This is a genomic window from Cohnella sp. CFH 77786 (assembly GCF_019400745.1).
In the GTDB taxonomy this organism is placed as follows: Bacteria; Bacillota; Bacilli; order Paenibacillales; family Paenibacillaceae; genus Cohnella.
On the sequence record NZ_WJIB01000010.1, the window covers coordinates 196,113 to 217,237 of the forward strand.

Sequence of the window (21,125 nt, forward strand, 5' to 3'; positions counted from 1 at the left end):
CAGTAGCTGTTGTCCCCGAGTTTCACTGGATCATTCTGTTCTCAAAAAGCCCAACCTGCAGTATGGCAGCTTACTCTTTATTAATTTGATCAATGGACAATGCCTCGTAATAGTTTTTTGCGGGTGCGGAAATTCTTATAACGGATGGTTTTGTATATTCTCCCGAAACCGGTTCGTGAACGACGATCTTGAGTTTATCGAAATCACCCGACATCCAAATCGAACCAAGCGACTGAAGCGTCGTATCTCCATTTGTTGTATTGGCATAGGTTAACCAACCCCAACCGTTCCTCATGACAACATCCATCAACCAATAAGTTTTTGTAAAGTCATATTTATCAATGATGAATTTACCATGAAATGTAGCATTTCGAAATAAAGGGCGGGATAAGGTCCCCTGTATTCGAATTGTCGTTGCTTGGGCAGTTAAAGGATCATCCTCAAGGTATTCAATCGCAGGATATTCAATGTCGATCGTTTTGGGGAAGTTATATAACAAAACAAATGCACCTGCAGCTATTAAAATGATGGATATCGTTGATAGCGTTAGCAGCAACTTTTTTTGTAATGTCAAGAGACTTCCCTCCATTCATCAATCCCTCTGATGAAAAAAATCGTGAAGAACGTCCAGCGAGATCAATCCTGTCGACCGTCGCTCTTCTTTGTGCGTATGGACTCAAGCAGGCATCTACTGATATCCAATCCAGACATCCACTTTTGTACATATATACGTTAATGATTGATTATTATCTGTTTCACCTTTGAGCAGATGCCGCCCTCTGCTCAACCATTTTTTTGTTACCACTACCCTTGATCATCGATCTTCCATGGGTACGCCATTCATCGAACGGGCAGGCGTCCCCCCGTCCCCGACACTTAAGGCGAGACGATCGCCGCGCAAGGAAACATATTCGATCGAATGGAGGTCGGTGGAGCGTTTCAGTCGATCCAGGAGCGTTTGGTCCGCATCGTTCGCGAAAGCCTCCAAGTCGCCGGCCGGCCAACGGTCCAACTCCTCTTCGTCGACTGCCTCCACAACCACATAGCTCGGCATGCCCCTGCTGTTCACGACATAACGGTCCGTTTCTTCCGATAAGGAATACCCTTCGGGAAGATGGATGGCCACATAAACACCACCCAAGTAACCGTACAGACCCTCACGCCTGCAAACCCATTTTCCCTTCGGAAGGATGCCGATCAGCCTGTCCTCTCCCCCCGAACCGGAAGGATACAGCGCGATGACGACATTCTGATGATAGAGGACTTCGCCCCCATCGCTCTCGTGTCTCGGATCTCCTTCCCGATAGCCCTCGCCCGGCTGGAAGAAATACAGGCGGTTAACGCCGGCACGGCCGCGCAGCGGAAGCGTAAGCTCCCATCGATGCTGCTCGTTGTCGAACTCCCTGACCCTCTCCCACATGCCGCCGATCGCGTATTTGTCCGTTCTGTACAGATAGCTGTGCAGAGGCTGATCCTCACTCCGGTTTTCCGGGTAAACCGCCCTCTTCAACTCTCTCGGCTTGCCTGAACGGTCTAACGCCACACGGCGAGTTTCTTCCTTGGCCGGATAGAACAGCAACCCGGCATACTCGACGCGTGCCAGCCGTTCGGGCAAATCAAAATCGCCGAATTGCACATAATCAAACGCCACATTCAGGTCGCAGGGAAGATCATGGGGGAGGCTTCTTGACCTTGCTCCCGCCCATGCCCCTCCCAAATAGTAATCCGCCCTAACCGCCCACAGATAATCGAGAAGTTCACGCACGTCATTCGTCGCTTCAGCGTCTTCCACCAACTCCAGGACGCAGGTAAACGCCTGGACCCAATGCCAGAACCACGGCAGCCCCCCGTATTCCGGCATCCCCTTCTCCCTCAACCGTTCGAGGATACGGGTCAAGCTGTCCCGACCGTCCTTGAACAGCCCGTCATCTTGAAATCGGTGCCCGTAAATCAGTTTGGCGGCCGTATATTTGGCTTCATGATGATTGTACAGCTGGATCGGGACGCGATAGAAGGAGCTGCAAAGCAGCGCTTCGAAAGTCCTCGTAAACTCGCGGTTTAACGAGTCAGGCATAACCGAACCGTACCGGCTGTGGAAATATACCATCAATAGGCCCATCAATTCCGCGGGCAACGGGTTTGGCTCTGCTTGAGCGGGCGAAGGCGCAAGGCCAAGCGGCCAGTGGCCGTACATCGCATCGTCCGGGTTCCGGTTCTGCAGCGACAGTACACCGTGCAATACCTCCCAGGCGGTATGCAGAGCTTTCTCCCGATCCCCCTGAAAAGGAATGCTCTCATCCAGAGCGGCGGCCGCCAAGTAAGAGGAATAGTAGAAATTGTTGCGGATATCTTCGTGAAACCAGAGCCCGCCTTCGAGATGGGGTTGGCTCCACACCTGATTAGCTGCTTTGCTTATCATTTCATTCAACCGTAGCCGGTAACTCATGGTTAGCCGCTCCTTTGATTTCTTCCTCACGCCCAAGAACACAGTTGGCGAACTTTTCTCATCCCAAGAAGTGGATACGTCCAACACGAATATTCCCGACGTCTTGGCGACGGCGTATTGAAAAGACCCTAGAGATTTCGCCCCCAAGGTTCGTCTTTGTCATGTTCAAACTTGCTAATCTTCAATTCATCTGTTTTATCTTTCGTTCGAATAGTGACCTTCATGTACTCTCTTTCAGGAAGATACGATACCAGTGCAGTTACTTCGTAGTTGTACGGCGGTTTCAGTAAATGTTCTAACTTTTCTCTATCATACCTGCTGGGGTAAAGTTTTTTTGCCTCTACTGCAAGCAGATTTTCAAAACTGTTTCTTTTATGTATCAGAATATCGGGGCGAATTCTGAGCTCACCTTTATCAGTTATAATTTCCTTGGGATTTGTGTAGTTCTTATTGTATTCAAGATCTACGTTGTAATCAGGACCTTCCTTATAGCTGCTCAGTAACGCTTTTTCTAAATACACACCAAGTCTATGATTAATGCACTCTTCCTTGACTTTGTTTGTTACTAAAAACAGGTCCTTTTCTATTAATTTTCTTATACTTCGTAGCAGAATTGATCGAATACCTTCATGATCCATCATTAATAGCGTCCCCAATTGTTTAGTGTCATTTATTATGAACCTAATAATTTTTTTACCTGCGTCTAGTGAGCTTTACACTCTTCTAAAGCAACGATTGATCCGTAGCATTTATAGCCTTCCGCAAGATGCCCTTTCGGACATCGATTGGTAATGGATCTTGGTGGTGAGCGAATGCCCAAGGGCTTACCTTCACTTCTTCACCCTTCTGCGTCAACGTCTCGATTATATCAGTCAAGGAGTTCAATGGATTCGAGCGGTCCTTGAGTAGCATTCGAGACAGTGTAAACAAATAGGATTGGGAGGCCCGTATAGGTAGTTTCAATTTATCCTTCGTGTATTCCAGTTGTTTCTCGTAACCAGTATGATGATCTATGACCCTCCAGCCCAGCCATTTCGATTGCAACCGATTCGTAAGTTTGGTATAAACGCCCGCATGCCATAAATCTACCGTTCTTGCAGATACATCAATATGGAATCCATCCGTGGGAAAATCCTCCGTCCATTCCGTGAGGTCGAACTCGGGATAGCCATAGGATCGACGAACAGAGTGCAGCATGTTCGGACCTTCCTGCAAATAACTTTCAACGCCCCCGGTCAGAGGAAAGAGGAGCAATTCTCCATCTTCGAAGCGAATGCTGCCAACCGTATCCGTCCAGTCCAATTGCTGTGGAGGCGCAAGACTTAAATCAGTACGATCGTCCTCTTCCGAGGCGATCACCTTTTCTACCGGGAACCCCACATAGGCCGCCAGATCCGCAATGCCATCATCTGCCCATTTGAGCTCCCAACCTGCCCAAACCTTCCGCATTAAACCCAGATAATGCTTTCTTAACGGGATGTCATCTCGAATGTCCTCTCCGCCGTAAAAAAGCAAGACCCGACGGTCCGCATCCATGACCACGCCACCCTCAGCCCAGATGTCGTTCAGCCAACCGGACTGATCCACTTGCACTTGTTTGCGGATGAAAGCTTCCGCATACTCCGGACCCCAAAATAGATCTATCGGCAATGTATTAGCGCACCAATGGTTGTAATATAAGTCATATCCGTTATCGGAACGAGGAATGATTAAGTTCGCCCTTTGCCCCATCGGTTTTCTCCCTTTATCAGAGATTTTCTCTATTATCATTCATCCCATTAAAAATATTGTTTCGGAGCCATGCGTGTTTCCTCGCTTTAGTTTTTTGACTCTTCTCTCCTTGCTATCGATTCCGTTCCAACTTATAGCGGCCGCCCAAGAAAAGGATCATGTTCCCGACCGGGATTACAACAAGTGCTTTTTTCAGGGATCTATCCTCCTAACCAGCAACGACTGAAAATGCGGTGCTCCTTCGCCCATGCTCACGGTATGAAAGTCCGCCATCCGGAATACGCGCTGAAACACGTCCACAACCGCTCTATCCTCGTACATGGAGAAAAACCGCTTGGGCTCGTAGGAATCCTTTTCCCAAATTCCTTCCGAATCTTCCCCGCCATATACGCCGCAGAAGAATAATCCATCCGATTTGAGGACTCGGCGGATTTCAAGCAGCACCCCCTCAAGCTTAGCCTTCGGCACATGAAGAAGACAGTTCATGGCGTACACCGCATCGAAGGTTGAATCCGGAAAATCAAGCTCGTAGAAATCCATAAGCCGGGCGTTCAACCCCTTCTCCTGGCAAAGCCTGACCATCTCCTCCGAAAGATCAACCGAGGTGACTTCAAGGCCCTGCTGTTTGAAGTACAAGCTATCTCGACCGGTTCCGGCCCCAATCTCCAACAGAGAAGCGCGATTCTCTTGCTTCATCCTGCCCAGGAACTGCTCGCGCTCCTCCCATTTCCAAGGGGCAGCCTCCGTTCGTTCTCTATGCTCAGCGAAATTGTTGTACGCTTGCTTCAATGAGAGCTTCTCATCCCTATTCATTCGCGTTCACCTCTTCATTCCATTCAACCGTTTATACGAAGCTCTCGCTGCTCGCGCCCCTGCCTACTCTCTTCTCTCTTCCCGTAGGGGCTTCACATGCTGAGGAATCTCACGACCGTCCATGGAGATGTACTCCACCTCGAAGGAACCTCGATATCCGAACAGCGGTCCGAAAAACTTGTTGTTCACCTGCACGTCGATCCGGAACTTCTCCGTCTCCTCGTCATACCACTCGCAGACATCCGCATAGCCGGAGAAGATCATCGGAAACCGGAATCCGACCCTTCCTTCATAAAAAAATTGCTCCCCCGACCGCAGCCTCATCCCTCCGTTCTCCGCAACGCTCATGTCGATCTCCACGGCCAAGTGCTGGTGCGTACCCAGATAGTCGATGATTTTCCGTTTGTTCTCGCTGTAAATCATGGTGGCATCAAAGCGCCGGACCCGATCCGGAAAATGGTACGTTCGAATCCAAGTCACCGTCTCGCGTCCGAAGCTGTCCTGGTAGGCATAATTCTCGATGGTGAACGGGACCTCTTGTCCCCTCTGCGGGAATAGAATGTTGCGCCATGTACCAAGGGCTAGAAACGGCAGCGTAAACCATTTGCCATACCAGACTTGTTCCATAACCCCTCTTCCGATAGAAGCCATCTGATCCGCGCTGCCGAATCCGAAACGCTTCCGGATCTGAGGGTGGAGTTTGGCGAAGTCCTCACCCAAGACCCTCTCATAGATCGAGGCCATACTTTCTCCCTCCTCTAAACAAACTCTCTCCGCTAATTGGGAGTTTGACGAAGTTAAACTCTCTCCTCTAATTGGGAGTTTGACGATGTCAAACTCTCTCCGCTTAAGGTTTTTTTCGCAGACACCTTCCCGCACTCGGAAGCTCCGACGCGTTCAGCAAGCTGACCACAGACAAGACTATCATCGCCACATTCAAAGTAATGGGATTGAAAGGCGCGACATACGATGCCGGGTGCGCGGCCGCACTCAGCCCAAGTAGAATTAACACCGCGATATTCGTCTTATGAAGGACCTTCCGATGCTTTCCCCATATCATGAGAAACAGCAGGCCGAATCCGACTTCGCACAGCCCCATCAGAGTCAGGAGGGGCCTTTCATAACCATTCAGAATGGCCGCTCCCCGTAAAATCTCCAATTCCCCCGAGTCCGGTACGAACAGTTTGGGCACAAGTCCTTGGTACAGCCAAATGAAGAACAGGCTGAAGCTTGATATCAGTGCGATCATAGAGCGCCTGATCGATACATGCGGGGGAATCCCCTGCTCCAGCCATAGCCGCAAACAGTCAAAGCTCCAGGCAGTCGCCCACCCCATGAGCGGTCGGAACAGGAAACGGTCAATCCAGCTGCCGAAGGCACCGAAACGAGTCTTGTAATCGTATCTCGTTAAGAAGCGGATGCCATCATCCGTCGGCACATAACGCCAGAAGCCAGCCCCCTCGGAGATCAGCGATATCGGATTGGCGGAGCTGAACTTCAGACTGGAGGTAAGAACGCCGTCCTTCTCCCTCGTACCGGCTGTCTCGCCTTCTCCCGCGATACTGAGCCCAAAGCCGATATTCGTCTTATATAGGAATCGCTGAGGCTGCTCTTCATGGGATTTGGGGATGTAAGTAATTTCCGAGAACCTCAAATCCCATTGTTGATGAAGTTCAGGCGTCTGGGTATAGGTCCACAAGGTTTCCATCGGTGCTTTCATAAGGATTTCTACATAAACGGGTTTTCCCTTCATCGCGTCTTCCCCCTACTCCATCCAACATTTCGACAATTGCCAACCGATTCCTTCCTGCTGATAACGGCTTCCCTTGTTGGGTATTTTCAGCCGGCAAATTATGGTATTGTTGGTGCAGACAGCAACTTTCGAGGAAGAAGGTGCAGCATGTTAGGACAGATTCACCCGTACTATTATTTAGGCGGGTTTACAGGTAGCGTTATTGGTTATCTCGCAGCGAAAATCTATCAAATCTGGGCGATCGTTTACCGTCAGAGTCAGTTCGACCCCCATATGCCTCAATCTTGGGAGAGTAGTTCTCCACCGCTTTGGATGACAGCGACTCAAAATCCAGCGAGGTTTACGTTTTGGGTTGTGCTCTTGTTTCTCGTGATTGGGGTTATTTTCGTGAAGATTTTACGTTCAAGCTCAAAATGAATAAATGATGCGTGGAGGAGATACCCGTATGAGAGCAGCGGCTTTTGCTTCGTTCGGAGGACCGGAAGTCATGAACGTGATGGAGTTCGAGGATCCGCAAGCAGGTCCGGGCCAAGTCAGGGTCCGCGTGAAAACAGCCGGCGTCCAGCATTACGATTGCGCCGTGCGCGGCGGCTGGACGCCTGCTTATGGGATTACGGTGAAACTCCCCCAAATCCCGGGCAATGAATTCGCGGGAATCGTGGATCAGGTGGGGGAAGGCGTAACCGGCTTCTCCGTCGGCAGCGAAGTGCTTGGTTTCGCCATGCTGAAATGCTACGCGGAATATGTGGTGGTAAGTCCGGACCAAATCGTGAGTAAACCCCGGACCATGCCATGGGAAGTCGCCGGCGGGTTGACGGGTAACGGTCAAGGCGCTCACATGGCGCTGAAGGCAATCGGCGTGGCACCGGGAGAAACCATCCTGATTAACGGTGCGGCGGGTTCGCTTGGCTCGATAGCCGTACAACTCGCGAAAGAATGGGGAGCGAAGACGGTCATCGGCACCGCCAGCGAATACAACCACGACTATGTCCGTTCACTGAGGGCCATCCCGATTACGTATGAGGAAGGGTTAGCCGAGCGAATACGAGCGATCGCGCCGGACGGTGTCGATGCCGCTTTCGATACCGCCGGCGGCGAGGGGCTCCGGGCGGCGGTGGAATTGGTACAAGACCGAAACCGCATTTGTACCTTCTACGCGCACGACCTGATTGAAGAGCTCGGTCTTCGCTCCGTTCGAGGCGAACGTTCCGCGGCCCGCCTTGCCGAACTGTCGGAGCTTCACGCAAGAGGTAAACTTCACATCCATATCCGACAGACCTTTCCGTTAGACAAGGCGGATGAGGCGCACCGCGCTATTGAAACCAGACGCGGTCGCGGAAAAATCGTTCTCGCGATCGATTAATGTGGATCGCGGAATTATGTAATGGCCGGTTCGGAGATAGTATCATCGGGGCAATTCAACACCCTCACAAGGGTGTTTTTTCTTATTCCGCAAACGGGAGGAATAGCATAACATTTACCACCGGGATTATGGCAATCGTGATTCGCTTCGATAGAAACTTTACTCGTAAGAATGCGTCAATTAGGTATTCCATTAAGGAAGAGGGATGCATCCTTGAACGTTAATGAACCTGCCGGTTTCTGGATTCGATTCGGCGCCATGATCCTTGATTCGATCATCATTGGGATACCGCTAACCATCATCTCGGTGTTGATCACCGGTTCGAAGGCAGAAGATGAATTTCTCTCGGATACATTGACGTTTTTGTACTCTTTGCTTACGCCAATCTTCTGGAATGGTTATACGATCGGCAAACGGATTTGCGGCATTCGTATCGTGAGAGTCGACGATGGAGAGCCGCCGAGGCTGGGGACGATGCTGTTGCGCGTTCTGGTGGCTAGCCTCATCTATGCCGTCACCTTCGGCATCGCCGTCATCGTCAGTGCAATTATGGTCGGAGTCCGAGAGGATAAACGATCGATTCACGATTTTATTGCCGGTACGGAAGTCGTGAGGGATTAGCCCAGGCTGAACAGTGTCAGGAAAGAATCGGGGGTGAGCAGTTGCTGATGAGCTGCGGCATTGATCCGGCGATTCTCATCTTCAAGGGTAAACGGGCGACAAAATTGGAGCTGACTCTATTGAATCAGCTCCATTGTTTTCCTCCTTCACTTTTCTGCCTTAGGAACTACTACTCGATTTTCCAAATCATTTCTTATCTTGCTGATCATATTAGGCACTTTGGATCCGCGATAAACCAAGGAGGTCTCGAAACGACACCATTGACTTGTCGGTGTTCTTACCGCAGATAACCAATTAAAGGATCCTTCAACCAACACTTTTGAATCAACCCATAGAGCTTTACTATGTACTCTCCTGGTAAGAAGAAGGCGAACCCCCAGTCTAACAAGTAATTCCTTTGCTTTGAGGTAATTCAATTTAAGACTTTTTCTAAAATAGTTTAGCGCTTCGTCGGTGTATACCGTGACTACTACCCCTCTGCTGACCGCTTCAGTAAATAAATTCTCTAATTGATCCGCTTCAATGGCTACTGATGACAAAAAGGGAGAAATGATATTTATTTCTTTATTCGCGGATTGAATACAGTCTCTAAGCATCTGTCTATGATGTTCCAATTCATGAAGATGTTCAACGGGTTCACCATAACGGGTTTTAAAATAAGACCCCAATTCAATATTTCGAATTTCATTGTCTTCCGAGGCAAAAAGGTACTTGGCTAGCAAACCGGATGGAGAAGAGGATTCGGGTGAGAATATGCCCATGTCGCCAAACACGAGAAAGCTATCCCTTGCCCTGGAAACCGCAACATTGAGCATAGAGATCCCCTTGTCAAAAAAGTATTCACCCGCCTGGTTACTGTCATAGACCGGGGAGAAAATAACAATTGGTCTTTCATCTCCTTGCAGTGTATGGACAGTCCCTGCTTTAATCCCCTTTAATCCGGCACTCCGCAATTTTTGAAGAAGAAGTCTTTTTTGCGGCGCAAACGGAGTAATAACTGCAACAATGTCCTCGATTCGAGTTAATCCATCCTTGACATAAGCTTCTAGCAGTTTATCTTTGTTGCGATCGATCCAACTAACAATCACTTCTGCTTCGAACTTATTTTCAAGACTTCCCCCTCGTTTCTCAGAATAACCTGGAACATGTGCATACCCCATGTGTGGCAGAAAAAAGTCCGAGAGCGGCTTGCGTTTGGGTTCAAGTTTTCCATGATATGCTAACTCGTTACAATAGCTAATGATCTGTGGTACGCATCTTCGGTGTTCAGTTAACCACAGGCCCCCATCTGACTCTGACAAAGTGAACTGAGTTTGTCTTCTAGCAATATCCATAACAGATCCGGAGGAGGCAAGAATTCCCGTGTTTGAAAGTGAATCATATGGATTAATCTCTGTGAGGATACGATTACGTTTTAAATTTCCAATGTCGACCGCTACCGGAACTTTCCAAACAGGGGGAATTTGTTTAGTATCTCCTACGATAACGGACCTCTTAGCCAATGCGAAGGAAGCCCCCGCTGCTTCGGGCACCACTTGACCGGCTTCATCGATAATAAGCAAATCAATATACTCATACAGAGGAAAGGTCCTTCCTTCCCACGCACTAAAAAAGGAGGGCAGCATGTACAAGGTTGTCACGAAACAAGGCGTCAGTTTAGCCAGTCTCCTCCAAAGTAAAGTCTGACCCTGCCTTCCATTATTTCGTTTATATGCAGGATTTGACAGCATCCCCTCAGTTTCTAGCAACCATCTGCCTTCCCAATAGTGAACGGCTAGCTTGAATGTCTCATACCGATAAGTTCGATCGAGGTATTCTAGATATGTCTCGCCATCTCTTAGGGGTAATGTCTTCTCCAGATCATCCCACTTCTTTTTGGCTCCAATAAACTCCGCCAGTTTACACTTGGCTTCCGTTAGATATCCATCTGTTTCCCGCTTTTGGTGTTTGATCGAACTGTCCTGTTCAACGAACCATAAATCGATTTTGTCTTCGTCCTGCAGGTTTGGCAACTGTTTTGTGGAGCAAAAATATTGGCAACGCAGCTGCTTCTTTCTAGATGCAATACTTTTGAGTAAAGGAATCCGAAGGAGAAGAGGAATCCACCACTGCTCCTCACTCTGGTATTTTCTCCAATCCTGACGCAGGTTTTCTAAGTCTGCTAACGTCACACTTAATCGCTGTGATTTCTTTTCAAGTTCCTGAATGACATTGTTGACTCCAGTGGGGTACTCATGATCTAACCTTCTTTCTAATTCCCTATAATTAGCATGCAAATTGATAATTTTTTGTAATTGCTGAACTTTTCTCATGAGGTGAGCATGCAGTAATTCCACTGCTTCCCCTACATCTTTCAACTGTTCTGATGTATAAGCAGCGCATTTCTCAAGATAGTATTGGGAAGCTCGTATTAAATAATCTCGATTTTCAAATCGATCGAAATAACCATTTGCACCTCCTTTGCCTTTTAATACGGTTAGCCAATTCGCCTTGACTTCCTCATTCTTGAAAGAAGACTTCAAATAAGCCCCGTAACTGTCAAGATCCGGAATCCATCTTCCTGACAGCGGATTCTTTTCTTGTCCCAACTCATTAATTTTCCCAAAACTCTCGATGACATTCGTCACGGCATTGTTATTGGTGGAAGAGACAACAATAACCGGCGGGTCCAAATTTTCCATTGCTCGTTCAATAAGCACAGTAGCGACCATACTTTGTAGAAGAGTTGTTTTCCCCGTACCTGGAGGTCCATTGACAGCAAGCAAATCACCATTACGTAATAGTATGGTATGATGCATAGCCTGACGTTGGGACGGGGAGAGGGAGAATTGATCGCTCATCTGTCCAAAGTGTCGAGTTGATAACTGATCAGTCTCATATTCTCCTTTGGGGAGATGAGCGTGATGGTTATCCAATGTAGCAAATCGTTGAAGCAGAGGTGATATTGTCCCGTCTCTTTCTATATATCCGTATAGATCCTGTATCGATTTGGAGGTCCCTACGATAAGATCACTAAGAAGTAGGTAACAATCGTCGGTTAATTCGTACTGTTCATGTGTGAAGTTCCTAGGCAACATTCCTGTAACCGAGTGAAATAGCTCATTGGCATAGCGCAGATAATTATTCCAATCATCTGTATCGATAGAATGAGTAGACAAATATATATCGAATTGATCAATAGACCCGATAGAAAGAACTTCGCCTTCGCACGGCTCTAGATAATCTCTACTCAACCATGGCACTAATCTGGTATGCGGCTTTAGCTTGCCCGATAAATCCAATAGTGCCGGAATCCATAAGGGGACAATCTCATCGGGTAAATGAGAACTTACTCTGCTGCCATGTGTTCTTTTCAGATTTGCTACAGCAGGGCACAACAAAACTTCCAAAACAGTTTTCTTTTTGTCATTGACATTAGGGAGCAATTGTTTCAATGAGTGCGGATTTATCCTGCCCTCTTCGATATCGTTAACACCAACGAGTACTGCTTCCGATTTTCTTTTACCGAAATCAGGATCTAAAATATCCGCGTCAGCTAAACTATTTCTCCAATACTTTAATACATCCATATAATTCAATACCCTTCTCTAAATAATCTGCATCAAAGGGAAGATTGGAGTTACGGTCTTTATCGTCTGCCTTGACCTTGCTTCCAAATCATATATTGCAGCATATCGGAATCGAAAAAGTGTCTTGAGCCTTCCTTTTCATCCGAGAATTGATCAATTCGCTCTAAAATAAACCTCTCTACATGACCTAGCGTGATACAGATAAAACCAGGCAAATCTTCCTCTCGTTCTGAGATAAATAATTTACCTACCTCATGGAAATCTCCACGAGCAACCTTATTACTTTTAAGAGTCTGGGCATGAATCCTCAATTTTTCGCCTGCGAAAAACCCGATCCGCTTCAACGCGTATAGAATTCGATCTTCCTGATCTAAAGGTATCCTTGGGTGCCTCTGCATCCCGGATTTTACCTCGCAGATGATTCCGATGTTTTTGGCTAAATTCAAATTATCCGAATTGAATAATGCTTTATCTACGTGCCCCCTGCCGACTTCCTCCCTTACGAACTTCGGCCTCACCCCGAGCAAATCGGCATCCGCGTTTTGATTACTCGTGAGGTCCTGTCTATGTAGTACAAAATTGGTCAAAGGGAAGAAACCATTGAATCTGAGATACCAGTAGACCAGCTCTTCTGCGTAGTTCTTCATTTCTTATCCCTCCGGAGGAGTCATCCATTCTTCCTCTGCTTACCCGGATTCCACTTGCCCCATCTTCTTAATTTGTCCTCAGTGAGTCCTCCGTGCCAATAATCCACGCGATATTGCTCGGCTTCCTTCTTTGCGGGGGCAGTCAAATCCGAGGTTGTGATCAATAATGCCAGGATGCAATCATGATTTCTCTTGGCCGTGCCAAGTTCCCTTACCGTCTGGACAGGAACTAAATTATGATTCGCATAGCATTTCGCTTGAACGGCCGTTTTCTCGCCACGTCGATCAATGATCACGAGATCAACCCCACCGTCGTTGCCACCGACACCAACTTCGCGGACCTCATAACCCTGATCACGAAAATATAGCGCAAGAAGACGCTCAAACTCTGGGCCATTCAAGTCACTAAACGAACTGGTTAATATCACCTCATCGGGCCGGCAGATTTTCGATCTACGATTATCCGTCCCTTTATTAACTGTCTTAGCGTTGTTTTTCTTCCGACTCGAACTCCGTTTCTTCCTCTTTTTCTTGGCGGGTTGCAGTATACCCGACAGTATACCTAATGCAATTGGTATAAGAATTAACCACCAGAATGTTTGCATCTCCATTACTCCCTCATCTCAACATCGTCCGCAACAGCCAAAGACTCTAAAACTCGTGCGTGATCAACGTTATACGCATCCCATTTCACATTCACCTTGCCCCGGCGCCGCTTTTCTCGCCAATCTCGGAGCTGCTCCTCCGACTCAAGACGAAGCTCGGCTAACTCTTCCGCTCGGCCAAAAATGTACTCCGAGGTCAGAAGGACACGATGGACCCCGTGTTTTCCCGGTAAAATAGGCCGATCCCGGATGAGCCATTCCTCAACATCGAACTTCACGTACAACTCAGTTGTTGCCCCACGGCGAGATGGAATTTCACGAATTTGCTCTCGGGGTAGCACACTCCACGATTTGATGCGTCCGTATAAGTAGATGCCCGCCCGCTCACGCCCAAAGGTGGCAATCGATTGATAGATGGCCACGTATTCGAGCTTTGCCAATTCTCCATGATCAGCAAATTGCTTCAAAGGAACATGATAGAACCGATGCTCCTGCAAATCACGCAGCTGATCTTTATGGCTTAGTGCACCTACGAGTACGTTTTTCCCGGCAAGCTTGTCCGCATAATACTCCTTCGTTCCCCGCTGTTGCGTTGCGCGTTCATATGCTTTTTCAGGACTGTCCATGATCAATTCGTCCAGGAATTGTTCGACCAATGACGTGGCACTCGGCAAGAATGGAAATGCCCCTACATTGACGAGCTCGATGCTTCGATAAAAAGGATGCTGCCGGTACTCTTCTTCGTTCGGAAACGGAAACAAAACGTAAGCTCCGAACATCGTCCGCTCGTACTCCCTGCGTTCCTCGCCTTCGCTTGATTCGTACACGATGGCGTCCCGGTACCGATGCATCGTGTTGATATCCTCTTCCTGAGGTCCCGGCGTCAAATAGTTCCGCCGATACGAGGTCCCCTCGTAAGCTGGGTTAATGCGATACTTGGCATCAAACACGTACTTGTATTCGATAGCCGAGTGTTGTTTTCTCAAGGTCAGTACATTGTCGGGACGCTGGGATACCGTCTGGCTTCTATCCCCCGAGGGAAGAGAGTTGTAATACAGCGTGAACTGTTCCCCGTTTTTCGGATTCCGATACACCATCCGCGCGTCTTTCGTTCGATCCAGGGTAACGAACAGCCCGCCGCGATTGAGTTTGATCACGTTCTGGGACACCAACTCGTATTTCCGGCTAAGCAAATCGTGGATCTTCAGGAAGCACCAATACTCATATAGCTGCGCCAAGTCCTTCATGGACAATCGGAACAGTTCATTCTGTATGGATAAGCCCTTCATGAGCAGCAGGTAGTTCCGGTATACCTCGCGGTAGCCCGGAGCCATTTGCAACACAAGCGATATCGTGAGCTGTGTCATGTCCCCAACCTGAAGGAAATCCAACTTCAACAATCGCTGCAAATCAGATTGCATTCGGTTCAGTTTGGCCTGTAGGACTGGATCTGTTACCCGTTCTCTCTGTGCTAGAAGCTGCTTTAGCATTTTGAGTCGTTGCTGAACTCGAAGAAGTACCCATCGGACAAAACGGTTTTCCAAAGTATCATAATCCATATGCCGTCTAGTCTCTAATACACATGTCGGCGTGTATGACTTACCCTGGATATGTAACTGCCCATTGGCTTCTTTCAGCGCCAATAAATGCGGCCTCTTTGCGAGAAAGGAAACGTTCGCTCGTCCCGTTTTCTTCACGCGGGCAGAATCGACCAGTCGATTTTCCATACGGAGCCGATGGTTAGGCGTACTTTGAATGAGCTCCACCTGATGGACCAGCTGTTGGAACACCTGCTGAAGGATCACGAAGAACTCCGATAAACTTTGATTTCGTGATTCTTTTAACCCCATTAGGTTGTACGTCTTTCGCAAGAAATCGAACGAAAGATTGTAGATCTGCTCGTTCACGTCTCGCAGAATCGCTTCGTAATCTTTCTTGTAGTCCATTTTCGAGGGGAAGATCTCGAGCTGCAGTCGGAATACTGGTTCCCCGTGCAATCGTAGCTCTAGTTCGGTAAATCCAACCTCATTTTGGAAATTCAGCAGCCCCGATAACAGACGTTTCCCTTTCGGAAGAATCGCTTCACGTAGTGAAAGGTTTTCATGGAAAAAGGTTAACGGGATGTCCGGTTCCAGTTCCACCACGAGCTCGTAAGTCTGCGTCTCGTAAAATAAAGGCGGACTGGGTTGTTCCAGATCCCAGGGGGCCAACTGTTTCTCAGCCGGCGAGAAGCGTTCTACGGAGAGAATTTTCAGTTCTGAGTGCAGGGATTGCGGCTCAAATCTGGCATTCACCCATGAAGAATCCTCCTCCCGATGAAGCTGCAAAGTCTCCACTGTTGGGTGGAATGGCTTCCCCTGAATATATAGTTGAAACCAGTTCGTCTCGATTCGAAGCAGCTCTACCGCGCGGTTAAGTGAGCCAGTAAGAGGTAAAGCCATCCTCGTCTAACCTCCGCAACATGAAGATGATTTTCTTCGCGCTCTGTGGGTAGACGGCTGATTCGACCGTTTTTCCGACGTTCGCCCACAGCTCGGAAGCATCATCTTCAAGCTCGCTTTTATTTAGTCGTTTGCCAAGCGCGATCTCCAGGAGCTGTAAGAGCACGCGCTTAACCGAACGATTGCTGCCCTGGATTCTTGGTAAAATTTTCTGAAGCAACTGGAGGTCGAACGCCCGCTCTTTCGTCATAAGCTTCGACTGCTCGTTGTAGATCAAATAGAAGCACACGGCGTCCCGAATTCGGAATCCTACGTGCGCATGGATGGCTTCCAAAATGTCATTGATCCGGACTAACGTTTGAGTCGCGTCCTCGATCAGACTTTTATGTTCATCATGATAGGCGTCCACCAGTTGCAGGTACTGTGATTGTAAAAACGAATTCGGTGCCGGTTGGGATGTAACTTCTGCCACAGCGCCCACGGGATACTGAGCCAACTGAATATAGTTGAACTCAATCGTATTCGCACGATCGAGGACCTTCTTACTGAAAGGGTGCGTCGTTTCGTCCATGTTGACGGTTCCGATCAAATACACGTTGTCTGGAATGTGAAGATCCCCGTAGGTGGACTGGTCTTCCGGCGTCACGAGTGCCGAAATTCGAAGAATAACATCGGTAACAATCCGATCCCCATGACGTTTCTGGGTCTCCAGTATGCTCAGAACATCGCTAAAATAATGCTCTACTCGGGCAAGGTTCATCTCGTCCAAGCAAATGAAATACGGCTTATTTCGGTTGTTTGGTTTAGATGCTTCGACTAACACTTCCGCGAGAGGACCGGGACGAAAACGGTCATTCAAATCCTTATAGCCGATCAAATCCGCTGGATCGCTCCAATCGGGCCTCACCGGAATTAGCTTGAACTGGCCGTTATCGTTTGTCGCACCGATCGCTTCTGCGAATAATTGGACAAGCTTCGTTTTTCCCGTACCGGATACACCTGCCAAGATGACGAAGGGCTTGGTTTTTAGGGACAAGTAAAAGTTCTCGATCAGGTTGTCCGGGAAGGAGAAGCCTTTATAACGGATGTAAGATTTGATGGCACTCAGTCGTTCGTCGTCACTGAGATTCGTTATTTCAATAGTGCTATCGATCACGGCTAGCACCTCCTGTCCGGCTGCGGTTTGAAGAACGATATCCAAGTAATACTTGTAGTTCGAGACTAGATTTTGGAGATCCGATATGAGCTGCTCTTCAGGCGGTAAATTGTCCCGGTCATACTTGTAATACGCCACGGTAGATACTTGATAATCCCGACCTAAACCACCGGAGGTGAGATAGATCTCTTCATCTTTCTTTAACCCCTCAAGTGGCAGTTGAGCTCTGATTTCTTGGACTTTGCGGCGAAGATAGTTATGCGCTTCTGTCGTACCATGCTTTTTCGGCTCCGTAACACCCTGAGCCAAAGTCAAATAAACGGAGCTCATGTCCTCCGCGAACAGATATACGATGTATTCACCGTTTTGCGTGGTTTCTGTGATACGGCGATCCATGATCGCGATCCAGGGAATTGTAGCCCAGTTTCCCATCCCGGCGGATGCTTGAACCTTCAGATCGGAATTATCCTTAATGAAATCGAAATCCTTGATCCCAGTAGGTATTTGTTGTCGGACGTAAATGCCCATCGAATTGTTCTTGAATGGTTCCCGCTTGGCATCCGAATACTTGTTTAGCACAACGGATAATGCTTCTCTTAATGAAAAAGTGGGTGATTGACGTTGGAGATGGTACTGCTCTAACTCTTGGAAGGCATTGTCGTAGAGTTCCATCAAGACACTTTCGTCCCAAGAACTATAGAGGCTTTCTTTGAACGCTAATGTCTGGCGTCCAGAATCAAAATCCAAGATTCGTTCCAACGCAGATATCGGGGTTGAAATGATTTGAGAGATCTGACTTAGCGTGACATCTGCCCAGCGCTTTGCGGGAGTGATCGGACTATCAACTGGCTCATTACGTGACTCTCGGTCTTGTAGAATAGTCAGGAAACGGGCTTTGATCTTATCCAGTGAGACCTCACGTTGACCCGTCTCGTTCATTAATTGAAGCAGGGCGATGATGAGGACCATCTTATAGGATTTCTGCTTATAGGTAAAAATTCCTGAAAGCTCATTTGGTAAGCTCATAAGAAACCACCTTGAACGGGAATGTAGGAATACGACATTATTCCTACAAATTCGTCAAGGTGGTAGATGATTCCTGCAAATTCTCAGTTTTCTTTCTCTTACTTTGACTAATACATAAAACACTTTTAAATTCCAACACTTCCACTTTCCAATAGTTTTTCTTTTAAACTAATACAATACTCATCAGTAGAGTCCTTTTCCAGGCCAATTTGAGTGTAAGTCCAGGCGCGTGATTCATCTTGAATATTTAAAGATAGCCAAGCAATACGAGAGCAATCTATTGCACTTGCCTCTCCAATACGCGTATCGATTAAGTTGAGTAACCGTAGTGCCAAAAATCTCCTCTCGTCATAATCAATAACTAATGATTTTGTTCGTAATAATTCATTAAATCTATTAACGACTGTACTGATCTCACCAAAGGGCCTATTTCCTACAAAGCAGCTTTCAACTAGCGCATGTATTACGCCTTTCATATCATTTAGCTGTGCACTAATATCAGCTATATGTCTCCATACTGCAAAAGTTTCTTCTGATTCAGGTGCTGACTCTAGATATTTTTGGTATTTTTCCTTTGCCATAGATAATTTGTCTGATTGTCCATACTTTTCTATCAATCGAGCAATTTCTAACCATGCAGGAGTATATTTTCTAGCTATAAACTCAAGAACTGGCAGGTACTCATCTAATTTTGAAGCTCGCTTTGATATCTGTTGCTGAACATTTATAAAAAATCGTCTAATACGCGGTTCAATACCATGCCGAATATCAGTACTCTGTGCTGCCCCAAAACACTGCAAAAACTCAGTGTCAGTATGAACAACTGGCTTAAGCTGATCAACCCTTAACTTACCTTTACCGTAAACTGCAGCTGCAAGAGGTACCGATACAAATAATTCATTGTCAGTTTCCGATTCAGAGATTTCCACAAATGATACGCGACTAAGTTCCTCAATTGCTTCTTGTGGATCAAAACTATCATCTTGATACCTTGACCTTAGCATTACTGCTTCAATTGCAAGTTGCGGCGTGTTAGATCTCCAATTGCAAAGCGTGAGAAATATTCGTTTCGCACCTGGAGATAATAATGTGTATGTTCTTTCAAAAAGTGCATCTAGAATATCTTCCCTACTTGCAATTATTGATTCCAGAGGTTTGCCTCCATTCGGCTTGGACATTTCACCTAAGACAATCTTGACAACGTAAGGATGACCGCCAGATTTGCTATATATAGTTTGCATTTCAGAGTCGGAAAGTGATCTCATTGATAAGCGAACTACAGCCGAATTAACGAGTTCTGTAAACTCTTTCTCATTCATTCCCTTTACTTCAATAGAATAGTCCCCCTTAAACTCCCTGTGTCTTGTAGTAATTAACATTTTATTAGGGTGACGGATATAATTATCAAGCATTGAATAAGTTCCTACAGGATCACGTACTGTCTCAAAGTTATCAAATACAAATAAGGTAGGTCCAAGATCACTCTTCGTTAAATCATTTAGAAATTTATCAATTTGTATGTTCACTTTAGCCTCTTGATTGTCCATTACAAGTCTCCAATATTCTCGTGCCATGTCAGGAATCGTGAGAACTCTTGGACTAACTTGTTTTACACCATCCTCTGTTAGATCAATGTCCCTAGCACTAAACCAAATCACTGCTTGAAAGCGATCTTCACTAGTGATTTCATGAATCACCTTTAAGGCTGTTGAGGTTTTCCCAATCCCCCCACGACCAATTAAGGTTATAATTGGGTACCTATCTTCTGTCCTCAGTATTTTTGTGATATCTTCCTCTAATTCAATTCTTTCTACATACCCATGTGGTAAGGGAGGTAAGTTTGTAAAACATTTACCCCTTACATCTAATTCCCTTAATCCTTCTGTTTCACTTCCCGGCAGTTCCGTAATTGGGTGTTTGTACGGTGTAGGATCTCCATATTTCACTTCACCAGTTATATATGAAAGTAATTCAAACTTTGTCTCCGAATATCCACCATTTGCAATCAAAAAATCATTTAAGTTTACATCAGATTCAACTAAATCAACAATGCATGGACGTCCAAAATAAATATAAACTCCATCAGGAATATTTATTTCTGAAATAGACTTTAAAGGGTTAAACGACCTTCCCTCTTGACTAATAGGACTAACTCGATATTTACCTGAAAAGTTACGTTTTAGGTACACCCATTCTTTTTTAAAGATTAAAAGTTCTTTTGCAACAATATTAATTGACGGCTCCAAATGATGATTAATCATGGCAGCTAATGCGGTGGTAGGAGCCCCATGCCCCCTTGTTTTATTACGAAATCTAGAGAAAAGATCAAACCAGCTCATTCTGTCCCAATTCTCTTTGATATCTGGCATGAGAATTTTAAGAGCAGAATACAAATGCTCAAGTGCTTCGAAATGCCATGTTGTTTTCCTCATTTCGATTAATTGTCTTTTTTCGTCTAGAGCGGCATCAACTATATATGAGGAAATCGGCCCATGAACTAGATTGTTTAAAGCTTGAACCCAATCACCGATCCCGCTTGCCCGTACCAATATATACTTCAATCTATAGCTATACTCGCTTTTTTCTTTATCAACTGCTGAAAGCATACCTAATGTTGCTAACTTAATAAGCATTTCCCCATAATATAACAAATCGTACATATAGGTTACTTCTGAATCCAATTTACCTTGCATCAATCTATGTTCCATTTTGGTAAATGGTACGAAATCCAATCTCAATCACTCCATATTCAAAATAATAGACATATTTTTAGATTTTTTACTCATTTCGACTTTCCTCTGGCAATTTCCTTCTTATTTTTGTCAGATTATGTCTTAAAGACAGAACTTGAGTTTTTGAATTCTTGTTCCACTTAAAGAAAAAGAGAACAGATCACAGCGAACAACTTCTCCGCGATCTGTTCTCTCGCTTGCAACGGTTAGACTTGACATAAC

At 46.5% G+C, this 21,125-nt stretch carries 15 protein-coding genes; 2 read left to right on the forward strand and 13 right to left on the reverse strand.

What is annotated here, in order from left to right:
• Window positions 1-70: 70 nt before the first annotated feature.
• The 7 genes from GE107_RS16400 to GE107_RS16430 form a co-directional block, all read right to left on the reverse strand.
• On the reverse strand, window positions 71-574 hold the full coding sequence (locus GE107_RS16400; protein ID WP_219641064.1) for a hypothetical protein: 504 nt from the start codon (window positions 572-574) through the stop codon (window positions 71-73).
• 240 nt (window positions 575-814) lie between these two features.
• Window positions 815-2,446: a hypothetical protein gene (locus tag GE107_RS16405; protein ID WP_219641065.1), complete on the reverse strand. Its 1,632-nt coding sequence runs from the start codon at window positions 2,444-2,446 to the stop codon at window positions 815-817.
• Window positions 2,447-2,574: 128 nt separating this feature from the next.
• Window positions 2,575-3,087 (reverse strand): hypothetical protein, encoded by a 513-nt coding sequence (locus tag GE107_RS16410; protein WP_219641066.1) that lies wholly within the window; start codon window positions 3,085-3,087, stop codon window positions 2,575-2,577.
• 82 nt (window positions 3,088-3,169) lie between these two features.
• Window positions 3,170-4,177 carry a hypothetical protein gene (locus GE107_RS16415; protein WP_219641067.1) on the reverse strand — a complete coding sequence of 336 codons (1,008 nt, stop codon included), beginning with the start codon at window positions 4,175-4,177 and terminating at the stop codon, window positions 3,170-3,172.
• Between the two features lie 192 nt (window positions 4,178-4,369).
• A complete protein-coding gene (locus GE107_RS16420; RefSeq protein ID WP_219641068.1) occupies window positions 4,370-4,990 on the reverse strand; it encodes a class I SAM-dependent methyltransferase in 621 nt (206 codons plus the stop codon).
• A gap of 63 nt (window positions 4,991-5,053) precedes the next feature.
• Window positions 5,054-5,734, reverse strand: coding sequence for a DUF4166 domain-containing protein (locus tag GE107_RS16425; protein WP_219641069.1), 681 nt, complete (start codon window positions 5,732-5,734; stop codon window positions 5,054-5,056).
• Between the two features lie 103 nt (window positions 5,735-5,837).
• Complete coding sequence (locus GE107_RS16430; RefSeq protein WP_219641070.1) at window positions 5,838-6,743, reverse strand: DoxX-like family protein; 906 nt, start codon at window positions 6,741-6,743, stop codon at window positions 5,838-5,840.
• A gap of 445 nt (window positions 6,744-7,188) precedes the next feature.
• On the opposite strand from GE107_RS16430, the gene GE107_RS16435 reads away from it, so the two are divergent.
• Together GE107_RS16435 and GE107_RS16440 are read left to right on the forward strand one after the other, a co-directional pair.
• Window positions 7,189-8,106 (forward strand): NADP-dependent oxidoreductase, encoded by a 918-nt coding sequence (locus tag GE107_RS16435; RefSeq protein WP_219641071.1) that lies wholly within the window; start codon window positions 7,189-7,191, stop codon window positions 8,104-8,106.
• 213 nt (window positions 8,107-8,319) lie between these two features.
• Window positions 8,320-8,727: an RDD family protein gene (locus tag GE107_RS16440; protein WP_370636439.1), complete on the forward strand. Its 408-nt coding sequence runs from the start codon at window positions 8,320-8,322 to the stop codon at window positions 8,725-8,727.
• Window positions 8,728-8,873: 146 nt separating this feature from the next.
• On the opposite strand, the gene GE107_RS16445 is transcribed toward GE107_RS16440, so the two are convergent.
• The 6 genes from GE107_RS16445 to GE107_RS16470 form a co-directional block, all read right to left on the reverse strand.
• On the reverse strand, window positions 8,874-12,296 hold the full coding sequence (locus tag GE107_RS16445; protein ID WP_219641073.1) for an AAA domain-containing protein: 3,423 nt from the start codon (window positions 12,294-12,296) through the stop codon (window positions 8,874-8,876).
• A 59-nt stretch (window positions 12,297-12,355) separates the two neighbouring features.
• Window positions 12,356-12,943, reverse strand: coding sequence for a hypothetical protein (locus GE107_RS16450; RefSeq protein ID WP_219641074.1), 588 nt, complete (start codon window positions 12,941-12,943; stop codon window positions 12,356-12,358).
• A gap of 20 nt (window positions 12,944-12,963) precedes the next feature.
• Entirely contained in the window at window positions 12,964-13,548 is a 585-nt protein-coding gene (locus tag GE107_RS16455) for a restriction endonuclease (protein WP_219641075.1), read from the reverse strand.
• Window positions 13,549-13,553: 5 nt separating this feature from the next.
• Entirely contained in the window at window positions 13,554-15,989 is a 2,436-nt protein-coding gene (locus GE107_RS16460) for a restriction endonuclease-like protein (protein ID WP_219641076.1), read from the reverse strand.
• Complete coding sequence (locus GE107_RS16465) at window positions 15,961-18,171, reverse strand: McrB family protein (protein WP_219641077.1); 2,211 nt, start codon at window positions 18,169-18,171, stop codon at window positions 15,961-15,963. Before GE107_RS16465 ends, GE107_RS16460 begins: the two co-directional genes overlap by 29 nt.
• A 125-nt stretch (window positions 18,172-18,296) precedes the next feature.
• Window positions 18,297-20,903 (reverse strand): NB-ARC domain-containing protein, encoded by a 2,607-nt coding sequence (locus GE107_RS16470; RefSeq protein ID WP_219641078.1) that lies wholly within the window; start codon window positions 20,901-20,903, stop codon window positions 18,297-18,299.
• Between the last annotated feature and the right edge of the window lie 222 nt (window positions 20,904-21,125).